This is a genomic window from Stutzerimonas stutzeri RCH2 (assembly GCF_000327065.1).
Classification (GTDB): domain Bacteria; phylum Pseudomonadota; class Gammaproteobacteria; order Pseudomonadales; family Pseudomonadaceae; genus Stutzerimonas; species Stutzerimonas stutzeri_AE.
Map to the genome: position 1 here is coordinate 1903207 of NC_019936.1, position 24364 is coordinate 1927570.

At 55.4% G+C, this 24364-nt stretch carries 24 protein-coding genes; 22 read left to right on the top strand and 2 right to left on the bottom strand.

All coding sequences use genetic code 11. The annotated features are described in order from the left end of the window. Positions 1-174 precede the first annotated feature (174 nt). From ihfB to PSEST_RS08910, 21 genes are all read left to right on the top strand, one after another. The gene (ihfB, locus tag PSEST_RS08815) at positions 175-459 is read left to right on the top strand and encodes an integration host factor subunit beta (RefSeq protein ID WP_015276650.1); all 285 of its coding nucleotides are present in this window, start codon (positions 175-177) and stop codon (positions 457-459) included. 152 nt (positions 460-611) lie between these two features. Further along, positions 612-1892 (top strand): Wzz/FepE/Etk N-terminal domain-containing protein, encoded by a 1281-nt coding sequence (locus tag PSEST_RS08820; protein WP_015276651.1) that lies wholly within the window; start codon positions 612-614, stop codon positions 1890-1892. A gap of 259 nt (positions 1893-2151) precedes the next feature. Then, positions 2152-3432, top strand: coding sequence for a Wzz/FepE/Etk N-terminal domain-containing protein (locus tag PSEST_RS08825; protein WP_015276652.1), 1281 nt, complete (start codon positions 2152-2154; stop codon positions 3430-3432). Between the two features lie 131 nt (positions 3433-3563). Continuing rightward, positions 3564-5117: an MBL fold metallo-hydrolase gene (locus PSEST_RS08830; RefSeq protein ID WP_015276653.1), complete on the top strand. Its 1554-nt coding sequence runs from the start codon at positions 3564-3566 to the stop codon at positions 5115-5117. A gap of 102 nt (positions 5118-5219) precedes the next feature. Beyond that, positions 5220-6497: a lipopolysaccharide biosynthesis protein gene (locus PSEST_RS08835; protein WP_015276654.1), complete on the top strand. Its 1278-nt coding sequence runs from the start codon at positions 5220-5222 to the stop codon at positions 6495-6497. Between the two features lie 18 nt (positions 6498-6515). Continuing rightward, positions 6516-7514 (top strand): UDP-N-acetylglucosamine 4,6-dehydratase (inverting), encoded by a 999-nt coding sequence (pseB, locus tag PSEST_RS08840; protein ID WP_015276655.1) that lies wholly within the window; start codon positions 6516-6518, stop codon positions 7512-7514. Positions 7515-7516: 2 nt separating this feature from the next. Further along, a complete protein-coding gene (gene pseC, locus PSEST_RS08845) occupies positions 7517-8677 on the top strand; it encodes a UDP-4-amino-4,6-dideoxy-N-acetyl-beta-L-altrosamine transaminase (protein ID WP_015276656.1) in 1161 nt (386 codons plus the stop codon). Continuing rightward, a complete protein-coding gene (gene pseF, locus PSEST_RS08850) occupies positions 8674-9366 on the top strand; it encodes a pseudaminic acid cytidylyltransferase (RefSeq protein ID WP_015276657.1) in 693 nt (230 codons plus the stop codon). Before pseC ends, pseF begins: the two co-directional genes overlap by 4 nt. 10 nt (positions 9367-9376) lie before the next feature. Then, positions 9377-10498 (top strand): UDP-2,4-diacetamido-2,4,6-trideoxy-beta-L-altropyranose hydrolase, encoded by a 1122-nt coding sequence (gene pseG / locus PSEST_RS08855; protein WP_015276658.1) that lies wholly within the window; start codon positions 9377-9379, stop codon positions 10496-10498. A gap of 2 nt (positions 10499-10500) precedes the next feature. Continuing rightward, positions 10501-11010 carry a UDP-4-amino-4,6-dideoxy-N-acetyl-beta-L-altrosamine N-acetyltransferase gene (pseH, locus tag PSEST_RS08860; RefSeq protein WP_015276659.1) on the top strand — a complete coding sequence of 170 codons (510 nt, stop codon included), beginning with the start codon at positions 10501-10503 and terminating at the stop codon, positions 11008-11010. Between the two features lie 11 nt (positions 11011-11021). Next, on the top strand, positions 11022-12077 hold the full coding sequence (pseI, locus tag PSEST_RS08865) for a pseudaminic acid synthase (protein ID WP_015276660.1): 1056 nt from the start codon (positions 11022-11024) through the stop codon (positions 12075-12077). Between the two features lie 33 nt (positions 12078-12110). Then, a complete protein-coding gene (locus PSEST_RS22090) occupies positions 12111-12986 on the top strand; it encodes a hypothetical protein (RefSeq protein ID WP_157372384.1) in 876 nt (291 codons plus the stop codon). After that, positions 12979-14121, top strand: a complete 1143-nt coding sequence (locus tag PSEST_RS08870) for a hypothetical protein (RefSeq protein ID WP_015276662.1) — start codon at positions 12979-12981, stop codon at positions 14119-14121. The genes PSEST_RS22090 and PSEST_RS08870 overlap by 8 nt, the downstream gene beginning before the upstream one ends. Next, positions 14118-15236, top strand: coding sequence for a GDP-mannose 4,6-dehydratase (gmd, locus tag PSEST_RS08875; protein ID WP_015276663.1), 1119 nt, complete (start codon positions 14118-14120; stop codon positions 15234-15236). Before PSEST_RS08870 ends, gmd begins: the two co-directional genes overlap by 4 nt. Positions 15237-15238: 2 nt before the next feature. Further along, complete coding sequence (gene fcl, locus PSEST_RS08880) at positions 15239-16216, top strand: GDP-L-fucose synthase (RefSeq protein WP_015276664.1); 978 nt, start codon at positions 15239-15241, stop codon at positions 16214-16216. A gap of 16 nt (positions 16217-16232) precedes the next feature. Beyond that, positions 16233-16724 (top strand): GDP-mannose mannosyl hydrolase, encoded by a 492-nt coding sequence (locus PSEST_RS21725; protein WP_015276665.1) that lies wholly within the window; start codon positions 16233-16235, stop codon positions 16722-16724. A gap of 1 nt (position 16725) precedes the next feature. Continuing rightward, on the top strand, positions 16726-18135 hold the full coding sequence (locus PSEST_RS08890; RefSeq protein ID WP_015276666.1) for a mannose-1-phosphate guanylyltransferase/mannose-6-phosphate isomerase: 1410 nt from the start codon (positions 16726-16728) through the stop codon (positions 18133-18135). Between the two features lie 9 nt (positions 18136-18144). Continuing rightward, entirely contained in the window at positions 18145-18897 is a 753-nt protein-coding gene (locus PSEST_RS08895; RefSeq protein WP_015276667.1) for a glycosyltransferase family 2 protein, read from the top strand. Then, positions 18894-19835: a UDP-glucose 4-epimerase family protein gene (locus PSEST_RS08900; protein WP_015276668.1), complete on the top strand. Its 942-nt coding sequence runs from the start codon at positions 18894-18896 to the stop codon at positions 19833-19835. Before PSEST_RS08895 ends, PSEST_RS08900 begins: the two co-directional genes overlap by 4 nt. A 19-nt stretch (positions 19836-19854) precedes the next feature. Continuing rightward, positions 19855-20406 carry a sugar transferase gene (locus PSEST_RS08905; RefSeq protein ID WP_015276669.1) on the top strand — a complete coding sequence of 184 codons (552 nt, stop codon included), beginning with the start codon at positions 19855-19857 and terminating at the stop codon, positions 20404-20406. A 160-nt stretch (positions 20407-20566) separates the two neighbouring features. Further along, on the top strand, positions 20567-22567 hold the full coding sequence (locus PSEST_RS08910) for a polysaccharide biosynthesis protein (protein ID WP_085990611.1): 2001 nt from the start codon (positions 20567-20569) through the stop codon (positions 22565-22567). Positions 22568-22780: 213 nt separating this feature from the next. On the opposite strand, the gene PSEST_RS08915 is transcribed toward PSEST_RS08910, so the two are convergent. Next, positions 22781-23188, bottom strand: coding sequence for a PA2817 family protein (locus PSEST_RS08915; protein ID WP_015276671.1), 408 nt, complete (start codon positions 23186-23188; stop codon positions 22781-22783). On the opposite strand from PSEST_RS08915, the gene PSEST_RS22095 reads away from it, so the two are divergent. Further along, positions 23176-23442 (top strand): hypothetical protein, encoded by a 267-nt coding sequence (locus tag PSEST_RS22095; protein ID WP_157372387.1) that lies wholly within the window; start codon positions 23176-23178, stop codon positions 23440-23442. The genes PSEST_RS08915 and PSEST_RS22095 overlap by 13 nt on opposite strands. Before the next feature lie 29 nt (positions 23443-23471). Here the strand turns inward: PSEST_RS22095 and PSEST_RS08920 are convergent, their stop codons facing one another. After that, positions 23472-24209 carry a 4'-phosphopantetheinyl transferase family protein gene (locus tag PSEST_RS08920; protein WP_015276672.1) on the bottom strand — a complete coding sequence of 246 codons (738 nt, stop codon included), beginning with the start codon at positions 24207-24209 and terminating at the stop codon, positions 23472-23474. Positions 24210-24364 lie beyond the last annotated feature (155 nt).

The following is a 24364-nucleotide window of genomic DNA, read 5'->3' on the forward strand; positions in this document are numbered from 1 at the left end:
ATCGATCACGCCAAGGGCTGGTTACTCATCCGTCCCTTTGCATTCCGTGTCGTGCTCCGATAAACGAAGCACTCGTTGCTCGTCAATCCCGCTCGGGCTGTTCAAACTCTGAACAACATGCTACAAACGACCGCAACCCGAATGATCTAGCCGCTTGAAAACGAAGGGAAAACCATGACCAAGTCGGAGTTGATCGAGCGAATCGTCACCCAGCAGGGGCTGCTTTCGTCGAAGGATGTCGAGCTGGCCATCAAGACCATGCTTGAGCAAATGGCTCAGGCTCTGGCCACTGGCGACCGGATCGAGATCCGCGGCTTTGGTAGCTTTTCCCTGCACTACCGCGCCCCCCGGGTAGGCCGCAATCCCAAAACCGGCCAATCCGTCAGCCTTGACGGAAAATTCGTCCCGCATTTCAAGCCAGGGAAGGAGTTGCGGGATCGGGTGAATGAGGAGGACTGACGAGCGGCTAGGCTTGCGCCTCCGTGTAGCAACGAGGCGTCAGCCTAAATAGTTGTTAAAAGCCATCATTCGGCTGAACTTTTTGCGGTTCGTACGTACAAAATCCGGTTCACTTGCTCCGCAGTGAAGAGCACACATAACAAGGACTTCGGATGATCGTGCAGCAACCCACTTCACCTAACGATGAAATTGATTTGGTCGAACTGTCCCGTGCGCTTTGGCGGCAGAAGATTCTGGTCGTTAGCATCACGCTTCTCGTTACGCTGCTAGCGGCCCTGTACGCCTTCTTGGCGACGCCATACTTTCAAGCTCGAACCTACCTCCGTCCAGTGCCGCAGAGCAATCTGGACCAGCTCAATGAAACGGGCATCTACAAGCTCACTCCGGAAGAGGCCATAAATCGCGTGGCTGGCGGATTGTCGTCTTATGACAACCGCCTGGAATTCTTCATGAACAATCAGGAGCTGTTTCCGAATCTCACCGAGCGGGGCGAGCAATCAGAGCAGGCATTCGCTGAGTTCAACGAAGAGGCGTTTGAGATGCTGTTCCCTGACCCGAAGCGTACGGAGAACCGCAGCGCCTTCGTGGGTCTGAGGCTGACTTACCCCGAGGGTGTCGCCGGTGCTTCGGTAGTCAATGGCTTTGTCGCTTATGTGTTGGAGCTGGAGCGCCGCGAAATCGCTGAGGATGTGGAAAGCCTGGTCAACAATCGTCTGGCCAGCCTTGAGATGAACATCGAGGCGCAGCGTGCAAACTACGAAGCGTCCAAGGAGGCGAAGATTGCGTCCCTGCTCGAAGAGGACGCGCTGAAGCGGGCCCAGCTTCAGGACGAACTGGCTGCTCTGCGTGAGGAACTCAAAACTCGACGGAACAACCGAATTCAGGAGTTGACTGAGGCGATATCCATAGCCGAGTCGTTGAGTATTCGTAAGCCAACAAGTCCGTCTGCAATGTCCGACTCGGCCAGAGGCGGCGCGCAAGTTATTCGGACGGAGGTAAACAGTCGGGAAACCCCGCTGTATTTCATGGGAACAGAAGCACTATCCGCGGAGCGTGACGCCCTCGCGAGTCGCAAGTCGGATGACTTCATGGAGCCTCGAATCGCCGAGATCCAATCCGAGCTCGCAATGCTAGAAAACAATCGCGAAGTGGAAATTCTCAGAGAGCGAGAGGGTGAAGACCTATACCTGACCAATCTCGCTGAGTTGCGCGAAGAGGCCGCCCGCTTGAAGGGAATCAAGCTCGATACTGATCGGTTGCGGCTTGTTCGTCTGGATCAACCAGCGCTGGATTCGTCCAAGCCAATCAAACCCAGGAAGGCGCTGATTCTGGCGTTGGGCTTTGTGCTTGGCGGCATGCTTGGCGTATTCGCCGCTTTGGTACGCAGCCTTGCGAATCGCGGCCGCGAGCTGCAAGCCTCATCGGGGTCGTAGATTGCCGTAATCCTTTCTTCTGCGAAGAGCCAGGCAGGGTATTAAATGCCTTGCCTGGCTGCGTAACTGAAGGTCGGCGAGCATCTGGCACGATGCTATGGGCGCTCTCAACGTGAATTAAAGTTGATGCGCGTCACTTGTTTTTTGTGAACTGGCTGGCAGAATAGCGGCCCGCAGCGCGCCGGAACTTTTTCGTGCGTTAGCGGTATAGCCTTCGGCGCACGCTCTGCGTCGCCGCATTCAGCGAGACGGACCTCAAGTGAACGCAGTAACTCCTCCGCAAGTCCTTGCTTCGGCAACGCCTGATGAAATCGACCTCATCCAACTCTTCCGCTCTTTATGGAAGCAAAAGCTCCTGATTAGCGGCATAGCTGGGGTGTGCACGCTTGTCGGGTTGCTCTACGCCTTGCTTGCACCTCGTTATTACACCGTTCAAAGCGTGCTACGACCGGCCGCTATCAAAGATCTCGACGAGTTGAATCATCTTGGTATCTACAAGCTGTCGCCGAAACAAGCATTGGCGCAGGTTGGCGCAACGCTTGAGTCGTACGAAAATCGGTTGGCCTTCTTCCGTCAGCACCCGCAGCTATTCGCTGATTTAGTGCAGTCTGGGCGAACACTTGAGCAAACTTTTGAAGCCTTCAATGATGAGGCCTTCCAGTTGCTGCAACCAGATCCAAAGAAGCCCGAGGGCACGACTCCGTATGTCGGCCTCCAGCTCACCTATCCTGAAGCGCTGGATGGGGTTGAGATCGTCAACAGCTTTGTGAATTTCTCCCTGACTAACGTCCAAAAGGAGATAGCGGCTGATCTGGATACTCTTATCGGCAACCGGCTTAGTCAGCTTGACAAGAAGATTGCTGCTGCTCGTGCCAGCTATGAGGCCAGCAAGGAAATCAAGATCTCCAAACTGACCGAGGCTGATGTGCTTAAGCGTGCAGAGTTGAATGATGAGTTGGCTGCTCTGCGCCAGCAGCTCCGGACGCGTCGCGATAACCGCATCAATCAGCTCAACGAAGCGATTCGAATCGCGACTTCGCTGGGCATAAGCAAGCCCACCACGCCTTCGTCCCTTGGTGCGTCTGAGATCACGAGCCAAGGCAGCGTAATTCGTACCGAGGTCAACAACCAGCAGATCCCTTTGTATTTCATGGGTAGCGAGGCGTTGGAAGCCGAGCGTAAGGCGCTTTTGGCCCGTCGCTCTGACGACTTCACCGAGCCGCGCATTGCACAGATTGCCCGGGAGCTGAAGTTGCTTGAACACAACCGCCAGATCCAGGTCTTACAAAGTCGAGAGAACGAAGACCTGTTCCTAAAAGACCTGGCCGGTTGGCGCGAGGAGGCAGCCAGGCTGCGCTCCCTGCAGTTCGATGCTGGTTCGCTCAAGCTGGTTGCCATTGATCAACGTGCGGTTGAGCCTCGTCAGCCGATCAAGCCCAAGAAGGCACTAATCGTGGCCCTCGCGCTGGTGTTGGGTGGCATGCTCGGAGTGTTCGTCGCGCTGGTACGCAACCTTCGGCGTCCGGTCGCCGCAATCTGACCATCCATCCGTCGGCGTGCCGTTGAGACCTCAACGGCCCCGAAAGACGGTAGTATTCCCGCTTATTTTTTTAAGTGGCTCGTGACTGGCATGTCGCGAGTGCGTTGGTTGACATCGTTAAAGGAATAACCGTGCGCTATCCAGATATCGAACACCACGGCGCTAAGGATGGCGTAACAGGTTCCTGTCATCAGCTACACATGGACGCGAGCCATAGCTTGCTGGTCGATTGCGGCCTGTTCCAGGGTAACGAGACTTCGAGCGATGGGCGTGCTGCTACAGGACGGCTGGATATCGAGTTTTCGCTCAGGACCGTCCAGGCGCTTGTCGTCACCCATGTGCATATCGACCACGTGGGGCGAATTCCCTATCTGCTTGCCGCCGGATACAAAGGCCCGATTTACTGCAGCGAGCCTTCGGCCAAACTACTGCCTATCGTTCTTGAAGATGCCTTCAAGCTAGGCTTCAGCCGTGATCAAAAAGCCGTCGAGCGCTACCTCAAGCTGGTCGAGCAGCGGTTGCGGCCGTTGCCCTACCAGCGATGGTCAACGCTGCTGGAAACCGAAGAGCTCATCGCCCGTGTACGGCTACAGCGAGCTGGTCATATTCTCGGCTCCGCCTATGTGGAAATTGACCTGACGTACCCCACCAGTGGCGAAAGCCAGCGCATCGTCTTCTCCGGAGACCTCGGGGCAGCACATGCGCCACTACTGATGCCGCCCGAATCACCCGAGCGAGCCGATATCCTCGTCCTTGAAAGCACGTACGGCGACCGCCTGCATGAAGACCGCACCAGCCGCCGTCAGCGACTCGAAGCCGTCATCGAACATGCCCTGCAGGATCAGGGCACCGTACTGATTCCAGCCTTCAGCATTGGTCGTACTCAGGAGTTGCTGTACGAACTGGAAGAGATCATTCACAGCAAACAGCAAGTCTCTACAGACCAGTCCTCTTTGCCCGCCGATGAGCGCGCGAGGGGGGGCATAGAAAGCGCTGGCGCCCCGCACAGTCACTCCCCCCTTTCATCTGAGGAGAGGGCTAGGGTGGAGCGCAATAGCGACAACGCTCATGGCCAGTTAGAAACAGACTGGCCCAGGCTCCCGATCATTCTCGATTCGCCCTTGGCCACACGCTTCACCGAAGCCTATCGAAGCCTGCAGCCTTACTGGAATCAGGAAGCCCGCGAGCGCGTCGAAGGCGGCCGCAATCCGCTTGCCTTCGATAACCTGATCATGATCGATAGCCACGCTGACCATATTGCCGTAGTCAACCACCTCACCCAGACCGCGCGCCCGGCGATTGTCATCGCGGGTAATGGCATGTGTTCCGGAGGGCGCATCGTCAATTACCTCAAAGCCATGCTGCACGATCCCCGGCACGACGTTCTATTCGTTGGCTACCAAGCCCAGGGCACACCAGGCCAAGCGATTCAGCAGTACGGGCCGAAGGGTGGTTACGTTGATCTCGACGGTGAGCGTTTCGATATTCGGGCGAGGGTGACCAGCATTGGCGGTTACTCGGCCCATGCGGATCAGAAGGGGTTGGTAGAGTTTGTGACGGGGATGCGGGAGTGGCCGACTAAGATAGGAGTGGTGCATGGGGAGCACGGGGCCAGGCAGGCGTTGATAAAGGTTCTACAGCAACGCTATTACGCTGCTGGTAATGCGCTCGTGGTGAAGTCATGACAATGATGTTGCCGCACGCAATACAGAACGCGCATCAGTGTCTGTACATCGCTTCAGAGCTTTCCGTATGCAAGAGCGCTTTTGTATGACGCCCGGATCTAAATGCTGATGCCTACGCACAATTTTCAGCGTTTGTTGAATGTAGCGCTGCGTGGCATCACCCTGGCCAGCAAGTTTCTGCTGATTTTCTTCCTGGCGCGTTTTCTCGAGCCGGCGGAGCTGGGGCTTTATGGGCTAATCGCTGCGACCATCGGATACGCCCTCTACCTGCTGGGGTTCGATTTTTACGCTTTCACAACCCGCGAGCTGATCAAGCGCGAGCGCAGCCAATGGGGGGGGCTGTTGAAGGGGCAGGGTGCGCTTACCGCGGTGCTTTATTGTGTCTTTCTACCGTTGTTTTGCCTGATCTTTGTTCGGCAACTACTGCCTTGGAGCCTGGCTGGCTGGTTCTTCGCCCTGTTGATACTCGAGCACCTAACCCAAGAATTGAGCCGCCTGCTTATTGCTATTTCCGAACAACTAATGGCGAGCTTGGTGCTATTTCTGCGTTCAGGCGTCTGGGCGGTTGCTGTGGCAGGTCTGATGTTCATCGAGCCGGAGTCACGGACACTTGATTTTGTTCTAGGGGCTTGGACGCTTGGCGGGTTGTCGGCACTGCTGCTTGGCATCTACAAGGTTACCCAGTTGAAAATGGGGGGGTGGCACACAAGCGTGGACTGGCGATGGATTCGCAAAGGACTGAAGATCGCGATTCCTCTGCTCATCGCTACCTTGGCGATACGTGGGGTATTCACGCTTGATCGTTATTGGTTCGAAGCGTTGGTAGGGTTGGAAACTTTGGGCGCTTATGTGTTGTTCATGGGTGTTAGTAACGCGCTGATGTCTTTTCTGGATGCCGGTGTATTTGCCTTCAGTTACCCGGGGCTCATCGCCGCGCACAGCAAGCAGGATGCTTCTGCATTCCGCCAAGGTTTGCGGAGGCTGTTAGGGCAAACCTTGCTGCTCACTGCTGCTTTTGCCGTGATCGCACTCCTGTTGATCGGGCCCTTGCTGCAATGGCTAGACAGGCCGCTTTATATGGCCCAAGAAAATCTGTTCCCATGGATACTTCTAACTACTGTTCTTTATGCCATTAGCATGGTTCCGCATTATGCGTTGTACGCTCAGGGTCATGACCGCCCGATCATTCAAAGTCACGTTGCAAGCTTTCTGGCCTTCATTCCGGCGACCTGGCTGTTTTCATTCTATTCACCGCTGCTAGCCGTACCGCTCGGCCTGTCTGCAGCGTTTACTCTGGTACTGCTCTGGAAGTCCTGGTTCTTTTTCCAGCTGACGCCGGCGTACTATCGTTCCACTCGCGTCAATCAGACACCGGTCTGAAGAAAAAGGAATGCATTAATGTTTAGCGACAAAACCATCCTCGTTACGGGCGGTACCGGCTCCTTCGGCAATACGTTCGTGCCGATGACACTGGCCAGATACAACCCGAAGAAGATCATCATCTTCTCCCGCGACGAAATGAAACAGTGGGACATGGCCAAGAAGTTCGAGGGCGATAAGCGCGTTCGCTTCTTCATCGGTGATGTGCGCGATAAGGATCGCCTGTACCGCGCGCTGGATGGCGTCGATTACGTGGTGCATGCCGCTGCCACCAAGATCGTCCCGACCGCTGAATACAACCCCTTCGAATGCGTAAAGACGAACGTCGACGGCGCCATGAACCTGATCGATGCCTGCATCGACAAGGGCGTGAAGGGTGTGGTTGCCCTGTCCACCGACAAGGCAAGCAGCCCGATCAACCTGTATGGCGCCACCAAGCTGGCTTCCGACAAGCTGTTCGTTGCCGGCAACTCATACTCCGGTGAGCACGGCACCCGTTTCTCCGTGGTGCGCTACGGCAACGTGATGGGCTCGCGCGGCTCGGTGATCCCGTTTTTCATGTCCATCAAGGACAAAGGCGTGCTGCCGATTACTGACGAGCGCATGTCGCGCTTCATGATCTCGTTGGAAGAAGGCGTCGAGCTGGTCTGGCATGCCTTTGAGGACATGGAAGGCGGTGAGATCTACGTGAAAAAGATTCCGTCGATGAAGGTTACCGATCTGGCTCGCGTCGTCGCTCCCGAAGCTCGCCAGGAAATCATCGGCATTCGCCCTGGTGAAAAGCTGCACGAGCAGATGATTAGTGCCGAGGACGCTTACTACACCTACGAATATCCTGAGCATTTCAAGATCCTGCCGACCATTCACAGCTGGTCCACTTGCCCGAAACGCATCAAGGACGGCAAAAAAGTCCCAGAAGGCTTTGTGTACGCTAGTGATAACAACAGCGAGTGGATGAGCGATAGCCAACTCCAGGCATGGATTGACGCGAACCGCGAAAAGATCGGGAGCATCTGACGATGATTCCCTACGGTCGCCAGGACATTACCCAGGCTGATATCGACGCTGTCGTGAGTGTGTTGCAATCCGACTTCCTGACGCAGGGGCCGATGGTGCCGCGCTTCGAGCAGTCCGTGGCGCAGCATGTCGGCGCCAGCCACGCTCTGGCAATGAACAGTGCTACCTCGGCGCTGCATGTTGCCTGTCTGGCGCTGGGCCTTGGTAATGGCGACTGGCTATGGACAACGCCTATCACGTTCGTTGCTTCGGCAAACTGCGGTTTGTATTGCGGCGCGCAGGTCGATTTCGTCGACATTGACCCCCGAACCTACAACCTCTGCCCGCAGGCGCTGGCGCGCAAGTTGGAACAGGCCGAGCGCGAAGGAAAGCTGCCTAAGGTCGTGGTGGCAGTGCACCTGTGCGGCCAGCCCTGCGACATGCTGGCTATCCATGCCCTCGCTCAGCGCTACGGCTTCAAAGTCATCGAAGATGCCTCCCACGCCATCGGCGGCAAGTATCAAGGTGAGTTCATCGGCAACTGCCGATACAGCGATATCACCGTGTTCAGCTTCCATCCAGTGAAGATCATCACCACCGCCGAAGGCGGCATGGCGCTGACCAACGATGCCGAGCTGGCCGCCAGGATGGAACTGCTGCGTAGTCATGGCATCACCCGCGATCCCGCGCAGATGACCCACGAGGCCGATGGTCCTTGGTATTACCAGCAGATCGACCTTGGTTTCAACTACCGGATGACCGAGCTGCAGGCGGCTCTTGGCGTAACCCAGCTGGATCGCCTCGACCAATTCGTGGCGCGTCGTCACCAACTGGCGCAGCGCTACGATGATCTGCTGAGCGAACTGCCGGTCACTACACCCTGGCAGCACCCAGATAGCTACTCTGGCCTGCATCTGTATGTGATCCGCCTGCAATTGGGCAAGATCACCAAAACCCACAGTCAAGTGTTCGAAGCCCTGCGCGAGCGGGGCATCGGCGTCAACCTACACTACATCCCGGTGCATACCCAGCCGTATTACCAGCGTATGGGCTTCGGCGTTGGTGACTTCCCCGAGGCGGAGCGCTACTACGCCGAGGCGATCAGCCTGCCAATGTTCCAGACTATGACCGAAGCCCAGCAGGATGAAGTCGTGGCAGCGGTGCGCGAGGCGCTCGAAGCATGAAGTTGGCGATTATCCCCGCCCGTGGCGGCAGCAAGCGTATTCCGCGCAAGAACATCAAGCCGTTCTGCGGTAAGCCTATGATTGCCTGGTCCATCGAGGCGGCGCTGCAGAGCGGATGCTTCGATCGGGTTGTCGTCTCCACTGACGATGCCGAGATTGCGGACGTGGCCCTTCAGCATGGTGCTGATGTGCCGTTCACGCGCCCGGCCGAGCTGTCCGATGACCGTACCGGTACCGTTCCGGTGATCCGCCATGCCATTGAGTGGTTTTCCCAGGCGGGACTGGCTGTTGAGCAGGTCTGTTGTCTGTATGCCACCGCACCTTTTGTTACGGCAGAAGATTTGGATCGAGGCATGCAAGTGCTGCAAGGCAACGACTGCGACTATGCCTTCTCAGTGACTAGCTACGCTTTTCCTATCCAGCGTGCCATTCGGATCAATGCCCAAGGCCGTGTGGAAATGTTCAATCCCGAATACTTCAACACCCGTTCACAGGATCTGGAAGAAGCCTTTCATGATGCCGGGCAGTTCTATTGGGGGCGCGCCGATGCTTGGCTACAGGGAAAGCAGATCTTCAGTCCCGACGCATTGCCTGTATTGCTGCCCCGTCATCGCGTGCAGGATATTGATACACCCGAAGACTGGGTGCGAGCTGAATGGCTGTTCAAAGCCATGACTCAGGAAGGCTGATGCGTTGCTCATGAACGTCGTCTTCCGCGCCGATGCTTCCCTGCAGATGGGTACTGGTCACGTGATGCGCTGTCTGACCCTGGCTGATGCGCTCACAGCGGCTGGGGCCAGATGTGAGTTCATCTGCCGGACGCATCCCGGCAACCTGCTGGATTTGATCCGCAGCAAGGGTTATATCGCCCATGAGCTGTCTGTTCGTCAGGGTATGTCAGGAGCAGGCGTGTCCGGCTGCAAGACGGAGAGCGGTGAGCACGCATCTGCGCATAGTCATTGGCTCGGAGCCAGCCAGGCCGAAGATGCTGCAGCTTGCGTACCGATTCTCGCGGAACTGCAACCCGATTGGCTGATTGTTGATCACTACGCTCTGGACGTTCGCTGGGAGCAAGCCCTCAAGTCGCACTACCGCAGGCTAATGGTGATCGACGACCTGGCCGACCGACCGCATGCGTGCGACCTTCTTCTGGACCAAACCTACGGCCGTCAGGACGAAGACTACCGTGCATGGGTGCCCGACGACTGCCAAATCCTGTGCGGCTCGCAGTACGCCTTGCTTCGCCCGGAATTCGCCGCACGGCGTCCCTATAGCTTGCAGCGCCGAGTGAGGCCGCAGTTGCGTCAGCTGTTGATCAGCATGGGCGGTGTCGACAAAGACAATGCTACCGGTCGGGTGCTGGATGCGCTTCGCGACTGTCCGCTCCCGGGCGATTGTCGAATTACCGTGGTCATGGGCTCGACAGCCCCTTGGCTGAAGGAAGTAAAGCAACAAACACTTAGCTTGCCTTGGCCTAGCCAGGTTCTGGTTGGAGTCAGCGATATGGCACGCGTAATGGCTGATAGCGACCTGGCGATCGGCGCGGCAGGCGCGACTTCCTGGGAGCGCTGCTGCCTCGGGCTGCCAACAATCATGCTAGTGCTAGCGGACAATCAGCGAAAGGTCGCGCAAGGATTGGAGCAGGGGCAAGCGGCTCGGATTATCGAGAGGTTACAAGATATCGGCTCGTGCCTTCCCAAATTACTACGGCACCTTACCGAGCACCCGACGGCCCTGCAGCTGATGAGCCAATCGGCTACACGAATTGTCGACGGAAAGGGCGTGAGCACTGTTGTCCACCTATTGGAAACACTGACGTGACAATGAATTCGCAACAACGGGTTCGCCCGATGGCTCATGGCGATCTTATGAGCGTCCTTGCCTGGCGCAACCACCCGGACGTCCGTCGCTATATGTATACCCAGCATGAGATTTCGTTTGACGAACATAGTCGCTGGTTCGAGCGCGCTTCGCAGGACCCGAGCCGACACCTGCTCATGTATGAGAGCGAGGCCACCCCAATGGGCTTTATCAATATTCACCAAATAGCTGCAGGTGGAATAGCGGATTGGGGTTTCTACGCGGCACCGGATGCCCCAAAGGGTACCGGGAAACAGCTGGGACAGGCGGCTCTGCAGTACGCGTTCTCGGTGGTAGGTGTACACAAGCTTTGCGCCCAAGCCCTCCGCTATAACGAACGCTCCATTCGTTTTCACGGGAGTCTGGGATTCCAGCAGGAAGGTATCCTGCGGCAACAGCATTTCGATGGTCAGCATTACCACGATGTGGTGTGTTTTGGCCTGCTTGCCAATGAATGGCACATGAACCTTTGAGAGAACAATACATGCCTAACATACCGAGCATTAGCATCGCCGGTCGCCGTATCGCGGCTGACGAACCGCCTTACATCATTGCCGAACTCTCCGCTAACCATAACGGTAGGCTGGAAACTGCGCTGAGGATCATCGAAGAAGCTAAAAAAGCCGGCGCCGATGCGATCAAGCTGCAGACCTACACCGCCGATACCATCACCTTGAATTGTGACTCAGAAGAGTTCCAGATCCATGGCGGCTTGTGGGGCGGTAAGACCCTCTATCAGCTCTATCAAGAAGCCCATATGCCTTGGGACTGGCATAAGCCGTTGTTCGAGCATGCCCGCTCGCACGACATCACCATCTTCAGCTCTCCGTTCGACAACACGGCCGTCGACCTGCTCGAGGATCTAAACGCTCCGGCCTACAAGATCGCCTCTTTCGAAGCTGTAGACCTGCCGCTGATCAAGTACGTAGCCAGCACCGGCAAGCCGATGATCATCTCAACCGGCATGGCTGATGCCGAAGAAATACAAGAAGCGATCGACGCTGCCCGCGAAGGCGGCTGCAAGGAACTGGCGATCCTCCACTGTGTTAGCGGCTACCCCGCCCCGGCAGAGGATTACAACTTGCGCACCATCCCCGACATGATGCAGCGATTCGGCCTGGTTACCGGCCTGTCCGATCACACCTTGGACAACACCACAGCTATCGCCAGTGTGGTGCTCGGTGCCTCCATTATCGAGAAGCACTTTACCCTCGACCGCAATGGTGGTGGCCCAGACGATAGCTTCTCGCTGGAGCCGGTGGAGCTGGCGGCGCTGTGCCGCGACAGCAAGACAGTCTGGTCAGCGCTGGGCAAGGTGGACTATGGGCGCAAGTCCAGTGAGCAGGGGAACGCGAAGTTTCGGCGTTCACTTTACTTCGTGAAGGATTTGAAAGCCGGGGATGTAATTACGCCTAACGCGATCCGAAGCGTGAGGCCAGGATTCGGCGTTGCACCTAAATATATAGAGAAGGTCCTAGGTAAAAAGGTTAGAGAAGGTGTGGCGAGCGGTATGCCAGTGGCTTTCGATCTTATCTATTAATGGTTATAGTTATCGCTGGAACATAAAAAATTTATGAAAACCCTAGTTCGTTCATTTGTTGGGCGTGCGCCTCTCATGCTTCAGATGCAAATGGCAAAGGTTATACTTTGGCTAGAGGGTGTGTTGCAAGTCTTTCGTTGCTCGTATTTGCGGCGTTCTGGGATGACAGAATTTCTGTTGAATGCCCATTCGCCTCATGGTGATGTGTGCCATATATTGGCGTCGGGGTGGAGTCTGAATGATTCATTTTCTCGTATTGATAGGTCTAATGCTTTTGTAATTGGATTCAACTTCTCATTTCTAAAGTGCCCTGATCCCGATGTGCATTTTATTGAGAATGCATCTTCGGCAGATAAAAGGTTTTTTATTAACACGTTCCATCATTATGCGGCTTTAAATATTTTCAAGATCTCCGATAAAACACGTCTGGTATTCAAAAATATTTCCGAATTTAAGAACTCTACAAAGCTTATATGTTGGTTGTATGGCCGTGAGGCTGAGTTTGTTAGAGATCGGCATTACCGAATATTTTCTGGTAAAGGGGTGGGGCCGACATTGGCGTTGATGCTCGAAGATAAGCGGGGCCTGCCACAAGCTGTGTCTAGCGTAGTTGGGTTGGTTATCTGGGCTAAAAATATGGGATTTAAAAATATTGTCGTGCATGGTTTGGATTTTTATGGGCCCCACTTTTATGGGTCGGATTTACATAAAGCGATATTTGAAGGTTATATACCCGCTTGTTTCGATCCAGCCATTGGGAGTCATAAAACAGTTATCGGTGAAAATGGTGTGGGGGTTAAAGATCTGTTTATTGAGCTAAAGAAAAGTTTAGAGCGGCATGGGGTTAAGCTTTCGGCTGGTTCAGCGTTATCACCGTCTGCGGTATTCTTAGGAAGCGCCTATGACTAGCTATAAGTCGATGCGCTCTGTTTGTGCAACTTTGATTTTTGCATATGTGGCTCTTTCATGTGCGGCCTTTTACCTTGGCGATTTGCTTTTTAGATCGCTAGCTGTGATTGTGGGGTGTGTTGTATTTGTTTTAATGATCTGGTGGGCTCCCAAAAAAAACATTATTGTTCTCTCCTCATGTTGGGCGGTGATCTGTCTCGTCGCAGCTATTAACATGGTTTGGTCCGATCATAGATCGCTTTTTCTTGTGTTGATTTTTTTTTCCTGCCTGGGGGTTTCATGGGCAGCATTCGAATTTCAGTTGACGAAATATCTATATGAATATGTCTTTATCATGTTCTTGGCTTTAACATTCTTTCTTGTTTTTTTATTTGGATACGGATATAAGGAGTTTAATGTTTTTCTCGAAGGGTCTAGTCGTAACGTCTATTCGGCTCTTATGCTTGCTTCGGCGGTTGGGTACGTCCTTTCTGTTATTTATCGTGGAGAAAAGCCGGCCCTTTTCTTAATTGTGTTATTTGTTATGCTGAGCTACCCTCTTTACGGGAGGTCGGCTATTTTCTTTTCTGTTGTCTTGCTGTTCTCGGTTTTGTTTTTCTATTATAGAAAAACGTTATTTTTTTGCTTGTTTTGTTTTGTTTTGTTTTTGGTTTTTTCTTATATTTATTTTGATGGTCAAATTGATGGTTATGCGCGCGGTACGAATTTCGAAGCGGGGTTGGAAAGCGAGAGATTTGATATGTTAGCTGACTATTTCAAAGGGCTAGATGTAAACGGCGTCTTTTTTGGAGGCGACTTCACTGTCTACCCAAGTATTGAAGCTAAAGGGGGGAATCCTCATAATGCTTTTCTGCGCTTGCATGGCTATTGGGGGGTTGGTATCTCGATTCTGCTGTTCTTGTTCTTTGTTTCGCAAATTTTGGCCGTTCAAGATAAGCGTGCAATGATTGCGTTTACAGCTTTTCTTATTTTGGTTAGGTCGTTTTTTGATATCGTTTATTTGTTCAACTTATTCGATTATTTATTTTTTCCGGCAATTTTGTATTTTTTTTATAGGCCTTATTATGTTGGCAATGCTGATGTCTCGCGCATCGGTGTTGGTAGGGACTCGAATTTTTCGTGGGGTAAGCAATGAGAAAAGCACTTATAACCGGTATTACTGGTCAAGACGGTTCCTATCTAGCCGAACTTCTGTTAGAGAAGGGCTATGAGGTTCATGGCATCAAGCGTCGCGCTTCGCTGTTCAATACGCAGCGAGTCGATCATCTTTATCAAGATCCGCATGTCAATAACCGAAACTTTGTGCTCCACTATGGCGATCTCAGTGATTCGTCCAACCTGACGCGAATCATCCAGGAGGTGCAGCCCGATGAGGTGTACAACCTGGGTGCCCAGTCCCATGTTGCCGTGAGCTTCGAATCCCCCGAGTACACGGCCGATGTCGATGCTATGGGCACGCTCCGCTTGCTGGAGGCCATTCGGCTGCTGGGCCTGGAGAAGAAGACGCGTTTCTACCAGGCATCTACGTCGGAGCTGTATGGCCTTGTGCAGGAAATCCCGCAGAAGGAAACCACCCCGTTCTACCCGCGTTCGCCCTATGCAGTGGCTAAGCTGTACGCCTACTGGATCACCGTGAACTACCGCGAGGCCTACGGCATGTATGCCTGCAACGGCATTCTGTTCAACCACGAGTCGCCGCGCCGCGGCGAAACCTTCGTGACCCGCAAGATCACCCGCGGCCTGGCCAATATCGCCCAGGGCCTGGAGCAGTGCCTGTACATGGGCAACCTGGACGCACTGCGCGACTGGGGCCACGCCAAGGACTACGTGCGCATGCAGTGGATGATGCTGCAGCAGGAGCAGCCGGAGGACTTCGTGATCGCCACCGGCGTGCAGTACTCGGTACGCGAGTTCATCCGCTGGTCGGCGGCCGAGCTGGGCATCACCCTGAAGTTCGAAGGCCAGGGCGTGGAGGAGCTCGCCATCATCGAGGCTATCGAGGGCGAAAAAGCTCCGGCGCTTAAGGTTGGCGATGTGGTCGTGCGCGTCGATCCGCGTTATTTCCGCCCTGCGGAAGTGGAAACACTGCTTGGCGATCCGACTAAGGCGAAAGATAAGCTTGGCTGGGTGCCGGAAATTACAGTCCAGGAGATGTGTGCCGAGATGGTTCGCGAGGATCTCACCGCGGCGCGCCGCCATGCCTTGCTCAAGCAGCATGGTCATGACATACCGGTACCAATGGAGAACTGACCGTGGCCCGTGATCTGAACCAGACCATATTTGTGGCCGGCCATCGCGGCATGGTTGGCTCGGCGATTGTCCGCCGTCTTCGGGCATTGGGGTACGACAATATCCTGACTACCGGGCGGGACGAGCTCAATCTGCTCGATCAGCAGGCAGTGCACGCCTGGTTTCAGTCCCATGCGATCAATCAGGTTTATCTAGCCGCGGCCAAGGTCGGTGGCATACACGCCAACAATACCTTCCCGGCTGATTTCATCTACGAAAATCTGATGATCGAAGCCAACATCATCCATGCGGCGCACATCCATGGCGTGCAGAAGCTGTTGTTCCTCGGCTCTTCATGCATTTACCCCAAGCACGCCGAGCAACCGATGAGAGAGGAGTCGTTACTGACCGCTACTCTCGAACCGACCAACGAGCCGTATGCTATCGCCAAGATTGCCGGTATCAAGCTCTGCGAAAGCTACAACCGACAACATGTGCGCGACTACCGCAGCGTCATGCCGACCAACCTATATGGCCCGCATGACAACTTCCATCCCGATAACAGTCATGTGATTCCCGCATTGCTACGGCGTTTCCACGAAGCTGTTCAGCGCGGCGACAAAGAAGTGGTGATTTGGGGAAGTGGTAAGGCGATGCGTGAGTTCTTGCATGTCGATGATATGGCTGCAGCCAGCGTCCACGTCATGGAGCTTGATCAGGCCGCTTACCAGGCTGCAACGCAACCAATGCTTTCGCACATTAATGTTGGTACCGGCGTGGATTGCACTATTCGGACGCTGGCGGAAACCATCGCCAGCGTCACCGGCTTCAAGGGACAGCTGATATTCGACAGCAACAAGCCGGACGGTGCGCCTCGCAAGCTCATGGATGCCTCTCGCCTCAAGAGCCTCGGTTGGGAGGCCAGCATCACGCTGGAAGACGGTTTGCGTAGCGCCTATGGATGGTATGTCTCGAATGTCGAACAGGCACGGTCGCAGTGACTTCGGGAGTGCTTGCATGTGGCTAGACGAGGATGCTTTTCGGGGCGTAGTGGCTTCTACTCCGTTGGTTTCCATTGATCTTGTTGTTCAGAACGAGCATGGCGAGCTGCTTCTCGGCCATCGCCTGAATCGTCCGGCTCAGGGCTTCTGGTTCGTGCCAGGTGGTCGTATCCAGAAGAACGAGACTCTCGATGAAGCGTTCCGACGTCTCACTTCTGGCGAGCTGGGAAGTGCTTTCGACCGTGCTTCTGCGGGACTGCTTGGCATATATGAGCATTTCTATGCAGATAGCGTTTTTGGTACGGCCGAGGATGGCATTGATACCCACTATATAGTGCTTGCCTATCACTTGCTGCTGCCTATTGGTCACGTCCTCACGCTGCCAATTGAGCAGCACAGCGCTTATCGCTGGTGGTCAATCACTGAAGTTGAGGCCAGCGCCAAGGTGCACGGCAATTCACGTGCATATCTAGACGCGCTGCGTATGCATATGCGTGAAGGAAAATGAAATGCTTCTACCGGTAATCATAGCCGGCGGTTCGGGCTCGCGTCTGTGGCCGTTATCGCGGCAGCTTAATCCCAAGCAGTTTCTGGCGTTGACCGATGCGCAGTTATCCATGTTGCAGTCGACCATCCGCCGGCTGGATGGTCTCGAAGCGGGTTTGCCTCTGCTGATCTGCAACGAGCAGCATCGGTTCCTCGCTGCAGAGCAGCTCCGCCAGTTGAGTATGGAGCAGGCCAGTATTCTGCTCGAGCCTGTTGGACGGAATACAGCACCGGCAATCGCCTTGGCTGCGTTGCAGGCAACACAGGAGGGCGATGACCCGATTCTGCTCGTGTTGGCCGCGGATCACCTGATTCAGGATGTGGACGCCTTTCACTCCAGTATCCAAGCGGCGATGCCGTTCGCTACCAATGGCAAGCTCGTTACGTTCGGCATCGTTCCGACGAATCCGGAAACCGGGTACGGCTATATAGAGAAAGGCAAGGAGCTGGGCGAGGGCGGCTTTGCGGTGAACCGCTTCGTGGAAAAGCCGAGTCTGGATATCGCAGAGGAATACTTGGCGAGTGGTGAGTACTTTTGGAACAGCGGTATGTTCATGTTCCGAGCTAGCCGGTATCTGGACGAGTTGGAGCGTCACCAGCCGTCAATACTTGCGGCTTGTCGTCAGGCGCTCGCGGCCGGAACGCAGGATATGCATTTCGTTCGGGTAGATGCAGCCACATTTGCTGCCTGTCCGGAGGACTCCGTTGACTATGCCGTGATGGAGAAGACAAACGATGCAGTCATGGTGCCGCTAGATGCTGGTTGGAGCGACGTTGGGTCTTGGACGGCGCTCTGGGAGGCCAGTAACAAGGATGCTGAAGGAAATGTGTTCAAGGGCGACGTCCTCGGCCACGCCACTCGCAATTCCTTTGTTCACGCTGACAGCCGCCTGGTGGCAACGCTGGGGGTTGAAGATTTGGTAATCGTAGAGACCAAAGACGCTGTGCTGGTCGCCCATAAAAACCAGGTGCAAGACGTCAAGAAGCTCGTCGAGCGCATCAAAGCTGATAATCGCCACGAGCACCTCAATCACAGGGAGGTCTATCGTCCTTGGGGGGTGTATGACGCCATCGACAGCGGGCACCGTTATCAAGTCAAGCGCATTACCGTCCAACCGGGCGCCAAGCTGTCTGTGCAGATGCATCATCATCGGGCTGAGCATTGGGTCGTGGTCAGCGGGACTGCCAAGGTGACTAACGGCGATAAGACTTACTTGGTCACCGAAAACCAATCGACCTACATACCGGTAGGCCAAGTCCATGCACTGGAAAACCCCGGAGTAATCCCATTGGAGCTGATTGAAGTTCAGTCGGGTTCTTATCTGGGCGAAGACGATATTGTGCGGTTCGAAGATCAGTATGGGCGCGCGTAAGGGGACGGTTTGAAGATTTCAATAATTACGGTGGCCTACAATAGTTCCGCTACCATCGAAACGACGCTCGACTCGGTACAGGCACAAGGCTATCCGGACTTGGAATATATCGTGGTCGATGGCGGTTCTACCGATGCGACATTGGATGTCGTACGTAACTATCCCGGTCTGGTTACTCAGCTTATTTCCGAGCCTGACCGCGGGATCTACGACGCGATGAATAAAGGTGTCCAGCGAGCTACCGGGGAGGTTGTTGGTATCCTCAACTCAGATGATTTCTATCGCCATTCACGGGTGCTGCAAGAGGTCGCTGAAGCCTTCGCGGCTGATCCAGAGTTGGAGGTATTGATGGGGGATGTGGATTTCGTGTCGGACGAGGATCTGCAAGAGCCAGTGAGAACTTATCGCGCGACGGGTTTCCGACCCTGGATGTTTCGTTTGGGTTTCATGCCGCCACACCCAGCAATCTTTATTCGAAAATCTGCGTACGAGCGTGTTGGGCTATATAAGCTAGGCTACAGGATAGCTGCCGATTTCGACTTTCTTGTGAGACTGTTGCTGATCGACCGAGCAAAGTATCGAATCGCAGGTACCCAATGGGTCAGAATGCGCACCGGCGGAGCCAGCACTGCTGGCTGGAAAAGCAATTTGATATCCACTCGCGAGATGCTGCGTTCATTGCGTGAGAACGGCGTTTTTTCTTCTATGCCGATGCTGTTGCTTCGATTGCCTGTCAAATACATCAGACAGGTATTTCTATGAATGTCCTGTTGACGGGAGCGAACGGTTTCTTAGGGCGCGCCATTGTGGCTCATCTATGCCGGCAGGATCGGATCACCCTTTCCTGCGCGGTGCGTTCACCTCTCGCTCAGGTGCGCTTTGCGACTTTTGCTGTAGGCGATCTTTGCGGTGCTAATGACTGGTCGCAACCTCTGCTTGGCCAGCAAGTAGTCATTCATGCTGCAGCGCGCGCCCATATCATGAAAGACGAGCTCGCCGACCCCCTCAGCGAATACCGTCTCGTCAACGTGGAAGGCACGCTTAATCTGGCTCGTCAGGCCGCTGCTGCTGGAGTCGAGCGTTTTATCTATATCAGTTCCATCAAGGTCAATGGTGAGTCGACGCCTTTGGGCAAGCCGTTCGTATCCAGCGACGCGCCTGCACCTGAAGACCCCTACGGGCTTTCCAAGCTGGAAGCTGAGCAAGGCCTGATGCAACTGGCTGCCGAGACTGGGATGGAGGTCGTGATAATCCGCCCTCCGCTCGTTTACGGGCCAGGTGTAAAGGGAAACTTTGCCAGCATGATCAAGTTGATCGACAGAGGTATTCCGCTGCCCTTTGGTGCTATCCATAACAAGCGCTCTCTGGTCGGTGTCGATAATCTGGTGGACCTTATCATTCGTTGCGTCGACCATCCTGCTGCCGCAAACCAGATATTTCTCGCAGGCGACGGCAAGGACCTGTCTACTACGGAGCTATTACTTGGCGTAGGCAAGGCGATGGATAAGCCAGCCAAGTTAATTCCAGCTCCTGCTGGATTTCTCCAGCTGGGTGCTACGTTGCTTGGCAAGAAGGCGATGGCTCAGCGGTTGCTAGGCTCTCTGCAAGTGGACATCAGCAAGACATGCGAGCTGTTGGACTGGAAGCCGCCGTACACGGTCGAAGAGGGCCTGCGTCGCTGCTTCGAGCCCGTCAAATGACTATCCGCAGGTAACCTTCGTGATCCGTATTTTCGATTTTGTCTTCTCTCTGCTGGGGTTGGTTTTCGGCTTTCCTGTGCTCGTATTACTTACGATCGTCGGACTTTTCGATACAGGTTCCCCGATTTTTCGGCAAGTGCGTGTCGGTCGCCATAAGCAGCCGTTCACGCTGGTTAAGTTCCGCACCATGCGGGTGGACACGGCGTCGGTTGCCACGCATCTGGCCAGTAGTGCGTCGATTACGCGATTCGGTCATTTTTTGCGCAAGACGAAGCTCGACGAGCTACCGCAGCTCTGGAATGTGCTCAAGGGTGAGATGAGCTTGGTGGGACCACGTCCTGGGCTGTTCAACCAAGAGGAGTTGACGGTCGAACGGGCCAAACGTGGTGTTTACGATGTGCGCCCTGGCATAACGGGCCTGGCCCAGGTTAGCGAGATCGATATGTCGACGCCGGTTTTGTTGGCCGAAACCGACCTGCAAATGATTAAGAGCCTGACTCTGGCTAACTACTTCAAGTACATCTTTATGACTGTGGCTGGAAAAGGCGCCGGAGATCGCGTCGTTCGATAGCTCGTTGGCTCGAGCTCTTGGAGATCTACCGCAGGTCTGAATTGTCGTTTAGGTGCTTCATATCGTGAAGGCTTGTGCTTTGCTGTTAAGCCACTCGCTAATTGCATTTCGCGTGATCATAGCAGTGGTTGGCTAAGGAAGGGGCGTGTTTGTGTTGAGTTTGGCGGAAAAATTGCGGGCCCGATTGGTTTCTTTGCCTCGGCGCTACAAGCGCTTGATCCAGCTAGCGGCGGATATCGTGCTGGTATGGGTGGCGCTCTGGTTGGCCTTTGTGGTGCGGCTGGGCGACTCTAAAAATATCGAGCCGTTGGATGGCCATGCCTGGCTGTTCGGTATCGCGCCCGTCATCGCTATTCCATTCTTTATCCGCTTCGGCATGTACCGCGCGGTGATGCGCTATTTCGGCAACGATGCGCTGATGGCCATTGCCAAGGCTGTCACGTTGTCTGCTTTGCTACTTTCCCTCGCTGTGTATTGGAACTCCGACGCGCCCAAGCTGATCCCGCGCTCGATGGTGTTCAACTACTGGTGGCTGAGCTTGGTACTGATTGGCGGCTTGCGGTTGGTGATGCGCCAATACTTCATGGGGGATTGGTTCTCTCCGACCACACTTACCAAGTTCAAAGGCAAGGAAGCGGGTTTGCCGAAGGTTGCCGTATATGGCGCGGGCGCCGCGGGTAATCAGTTGGTTGCAGCGTTGCGCATGGGGCGTGCCATGCGGCCGGTGGCGTTCATCGACGACGACCCGAACCTGCATAACCGAGTCATTGCCGGGCTGCGGGTGTATTCGGCGAAGCATATCGGGCAACTGGTGGAGGATACGGGGGCGGGTGAGATCCTGCTGGCCATTCCTTCCGCTTCACGCGGCCGTCGGCGCGAGATTCTGGAAATGCTCGAGCGTTTCCCGCTGCATGTACGCAGTGTGCCGGGCTTTATGGATTTGGCGAGCGGAAAAGTGCAGGTCGAAGATATTCAGGAGGTGGATATTGCCGACCTGTTAGGGCGCGATGCCGTACCGCCGCAGCAGGCACTGTTCGAGAAGTGTATTCGTGGCAAGGTGGTGATGGTGACCGGTGCAGGCGGGTCTATCGGCTCGGAGCTGTGCCGTCAGATCCTTTCTAACAAGCCACAGGCGCTGCTGTTGTTCGAACACAGTGAGTTCAACCTTTACAGCATTCATATGGAATTGGAGCGTCTGATCGAGCGTACGTCATTGCCGATCAGGCTGGTGCCGATCCTGGGTTCCATTCGCAATGCTGATCGATTGCTGGATGTGATGCGCACCTGGGGAGTGGAGACGATTTACCACGCGGCTGCTTACAAGCATGTGCCTATGGTCGAGCACAATGTGGCAGAGGGCGTACTGAACAATGTGATTGGCACCCTGAACACTGCGCAGGCAGCCGTTCAGGCGGGTGTGAGCAACTTCGTGTTGATCTCCACTGACAAGGCCGTTCGGCCGACGAACGTGATGGGCAGTACCAAGCGTGTTGCTGAGCTGGTTCTGCAGGCGCTCAGCCGTGAGCCGGCGCCGGGCTTGTTTGGCACCGCGGGCAGCGTGCATCACGTCAACAAGACCCGTTTCACCATGGTGCGTTTCGGCAATGTGCTCGGCTCGTCGGGCTCGGTCATCCCTCGTTTCTATGCGCAGATCCGCGCGGGCGGGCCGGTGACGGTGACGCATCCGAAGATCACCCGTTACTTCATGACCATTCCCGAAGCAGCTCAGCTGGTTATTCAGGCGGGTTCGATGGGGCAGGGTGGCGATGTGTTTGTGCTCGACATGGGGCAGCCGGTTAAGATCGCTGAGCTGGCCGAGAAACTCATTCATCTGTCTGGCCTGAGCGTGCGCTCGGAAAAGTGCCCGCACGGAGATATCGCTATCGAGTACACCGGTCTGCGCCCCGGCGAGAAGCTGTACGAGGAGCTATTGATCGGCGACAACGTGAGCCCCACCGAGCATCCGATGATCATGCGCGCCGATGAGGAATATCTCGACTGGGATGTACTCAAGGACCGGTTGGCGAAACTGCTCAAGGCGGTGGAAAGCGATGATTACCCGCAGGTACGGCAGCTGCTTCGCGAGGTGGTGAGCGGGTATGTACCGGAGGGAGAAATCGTCGACTGGATCTACCAGCAGCGGCGGGTAGAGCCCGAGTAGTAAGTAGAGTTACGTCAGGGTGGCCTGGTCTTCTGGCAGCTTCTGAACAGCCCAGCTGGTTGGGAAGGCGCGATTTTAAATCTGCTCTGCAACAGCCTCCACCGTGAGAGTACCTCCCTTCCCAAGGGGGCTTCAGCCCCCACCATTAGCGGCTGTTGATTGCCTCTCTGTTGGTCAAATACTCCTCGCCATTCGGCTGGCTGGTGTCGGATATCAGTGCCGTGCACCCTCATCCGACATGCTCAGCAGCTGCTTTTCACGGTTCCAGTCGAACGGTTCGTCGTTCTGCTCGGCTTCGTAGCGGCGCTCTTCGAGTTGCTGGAATACGGCGATCTCGTCATCGGGCATAAAGTGCAGGCAGTCGCCGCCGAAGAACCACAGTAGGTCACGCGGAACCAGGTGGGCGATCTGCGGATAGCGGTGGAAAACCTGGCAGATCAGGTCCTGGCCCATGTGGCGCTCTTCCGGGACGTTCTGCAGGTTCATGATCAGTTCGTCGAAGCGTTCGAGGAACAGTGCGTGGCTTTCTTCCGAGACTTGTTCGGCCTCGCCCATGGCAAGCAGGATGCCGCGCAGATGGGCCAGCAGGGCCAGGTTGTGATCGTGGTATGGATTGGCCATGGTTCACCTGTGTCGGTTTTTTGAAAGGCGCGATTATAGGCGTGCGCGCCGGTGGATTGGGTGTCTGGTTGACTCGCTGCGGCGCCGAGGGTTCGGTTTTAAAGGCGCTGACCGGATCGGGCGGTATGGCGGGCAACTGTCCCAAGCGTGACTGCTCTACTGCTGTGCGCATCGCGTTACACGAGTTTGCCTTGCGCGCTTCTGTTGGCGGCTGGCTTGTATTGCTGGACCGGTACCCGCTGCTGAAGAGCTAAACCGTGTAAACCGTTGCAGGCGTGGAGCGCTAGATCGAGGCGACCAACGAATGTTGGGCCGGAATACTTACCAGGCTGAGCAAGTAACCGTCGAAGGTAGCGAACTGGCCATCGAGCTCTGCGCCTGTGCGCCAGCCTCCTGGAAGGTCGATTAGCAAACGGAGGCGAGCGGTGCCGTGCTGCGTGACCTCCGCGACGGCGGCATCCTGGAAATAAAACCGCTGTTTGACCAACGGGTAAAGTGCCTTGAACAGGCTTTCCTTCAGGGAGAAGGAGCGGGTGACGAGTTCGGCTCGTTCGCCGAGGCTCAGGAGCGTGTAGCCCTCCAGCTCGCTGGGCGTGAGGATCTCGTTGGCGAGACGATCGGCGCGTTCGGACGTCATCACGCGTTCGATATCCAGCCCCAGACCAGCCCAATGTTCCCGATGACCCGCGACCACGCCGGCCCAACCTGCGCTGTGCGTGATCGAGCCAACTACCCCCTGTGGCCACTGTGGCGCCCGGTCTTCACCTACCGGCGGCACGAACGGCTTGCCGGTTAGCCCGCGCAGTGCTTCCAGGGCGCAGAGGCGGCCGGCAAGAAACTCGGCTTGCCGTTTGCTGACGCCTTTTTGTACGGGAATTCCCCAGCGATCAAAATCTTCAGGATCGAGCTGTGCTGGATCGAAGGACGTGCTCAGCAGACGAGCGCCGGTGAGCGCTTCAGGTAGCGGCCAGTGGTCGAGCGGAGTCGAACAGCAGCGCGGGTAGGGAGGTTGGTCGTTCATGCCCGCTATTCTGCCTCAAGCATTGGCAGGATGCGTTTGTCATCGTTGTATTGGACTTCCTCTTGCGACTTCGCCGCTTACTGAACAACCGGCGTGGCACCGATATTTGCGCCGCCGCGTGGTCGGAGCTGGACTTGCCGGCTCTATTCCTCTCG

Excerpts from the sequence above, each read along its gene's own strand:
- PSEST_RS08870 (WP_015276662.1), top strand. The coding sequence starts at position 12,979 with ATGACTAGCTATAAGTCGATGCGCTCTGTTTGTGCAACTTTGATTTTT.
- PSEST_RS22090 (WP_157372384.1), top strand. The coding sequence starts at position 12,111 with ATGAAAACCCTAGTTCGTTCATTTGTTGGGCGTGCGCCTCTCATGCTT.
- PSEST_RS08835 (WP_015276654.1), top strand. The coding sequence starts at position 5,220 with ATGCTGATGCCTACGCACAATTTTCAGCGTTTGTTGAATGTAGCGCTG.
- pseH (WP_015276659.1), top strand. The coding sequence starts at position 10,501 with ATGAATTCGCAACAACGGGTTCGCCCGATGGCTCATGGCGATCTTATG.
- pseG (WP_015276658.1), top strand. The coding sequence starts at position 9,377 with ATGAACGTCGTCTTCCGCGCCGATGCTTCCCTGCAGATGGGTACTGGT.
- PSEST_RS08915 (WP_015276671.1), bottom strand. The coding sequence starts at position 23,188 with ATGGCCAATCCATACCACGATCACAACCTGGCCCTGCTGGCCCATCTG.
- pseB (WP_015276655.1), top strand. The coding sequence starts at position 6,516 with ATGTTTAGCGACAAAACCATCCTCGTTACGGGCGGTACCGGCTCCTTC.
- PSEST_RS08900 (WP_015276668.1), top strand. The coding sequence starts at position 18,894 with ATGAATGTCCTGTTGACGGGAGCGAACGGTTTCTTAGGGCGCGCCATT.
- ihfB (WP_015276650.1), top strand. The coding sequence starts at position 175 with ATGACCAAGTCGGAGTTGATCGAGCGAATCGTCACCCAGCAGGGGCTG.
- PSEST_RS08920 (WP_015276672.1), bottom strand. The coding sequence starts at position 24,209 with ATGAACGACCAACCTCCCTACCCGCGCTGCTGTTCGACTCCGCTCGAC.
- gmd (WP_015276663.1), top strand. The coding sequence starts at position 14,118 with ATGAGAAAAGCACTTATAACCGGTATTACTGGTCAAGACGGTTCCTAT.
- PSEST_RS21725 (WP_015276665.1), top strand. The coding sequence starts at position 16,233 with ATGTGGCTAGACGAGGATGCTTTTCGGGGCGTAGTGGCTTCTACTCCG.
- PSEST_RS08820 (WP_015276651.1), top strand. The coding sequence starts at position 612 with ATGATCGTGCAGCAACCCACTTCACCTAACGATGAAATTGATTTGGTC.
- pseI (WP_015276660.1), top strand. The coding sequence starts at position 11,022 with ATGCCTAACATACCGAGCATTAGCATCGCCGGTCGCCGTATCGCGGCT.
- pseF (WP_015276657.1), top strand. The coding sequence starts at position 8,674 with ATGAAGTTGGCGATTATCCCCGCCCGTGGCGGCAGCAAGCGTATTCCG.
- PSEST_RS22095 (WP_157372387.1), top strand. The coding sequence starts at position 23,176 with ATGGATTGGCCATGGTTCACCTGTGTCGGTTTTTTGAAAGGCGCGATT.
- pseC (WP_015276656.1), top strand. The coding sequence starts at position 7,517 with ATGATTCCCTACGGTCGCCAGGACATTACCCAGGCTGATATCGACGCT.
- PSEST_RS08890 (WP_015276666.1), top strand. The coding sequence starts at position 16,726 with ATGCTTCTACCGGTAATCATAGCCGGCGGTTCGGGCTCGCGTCTGTGG.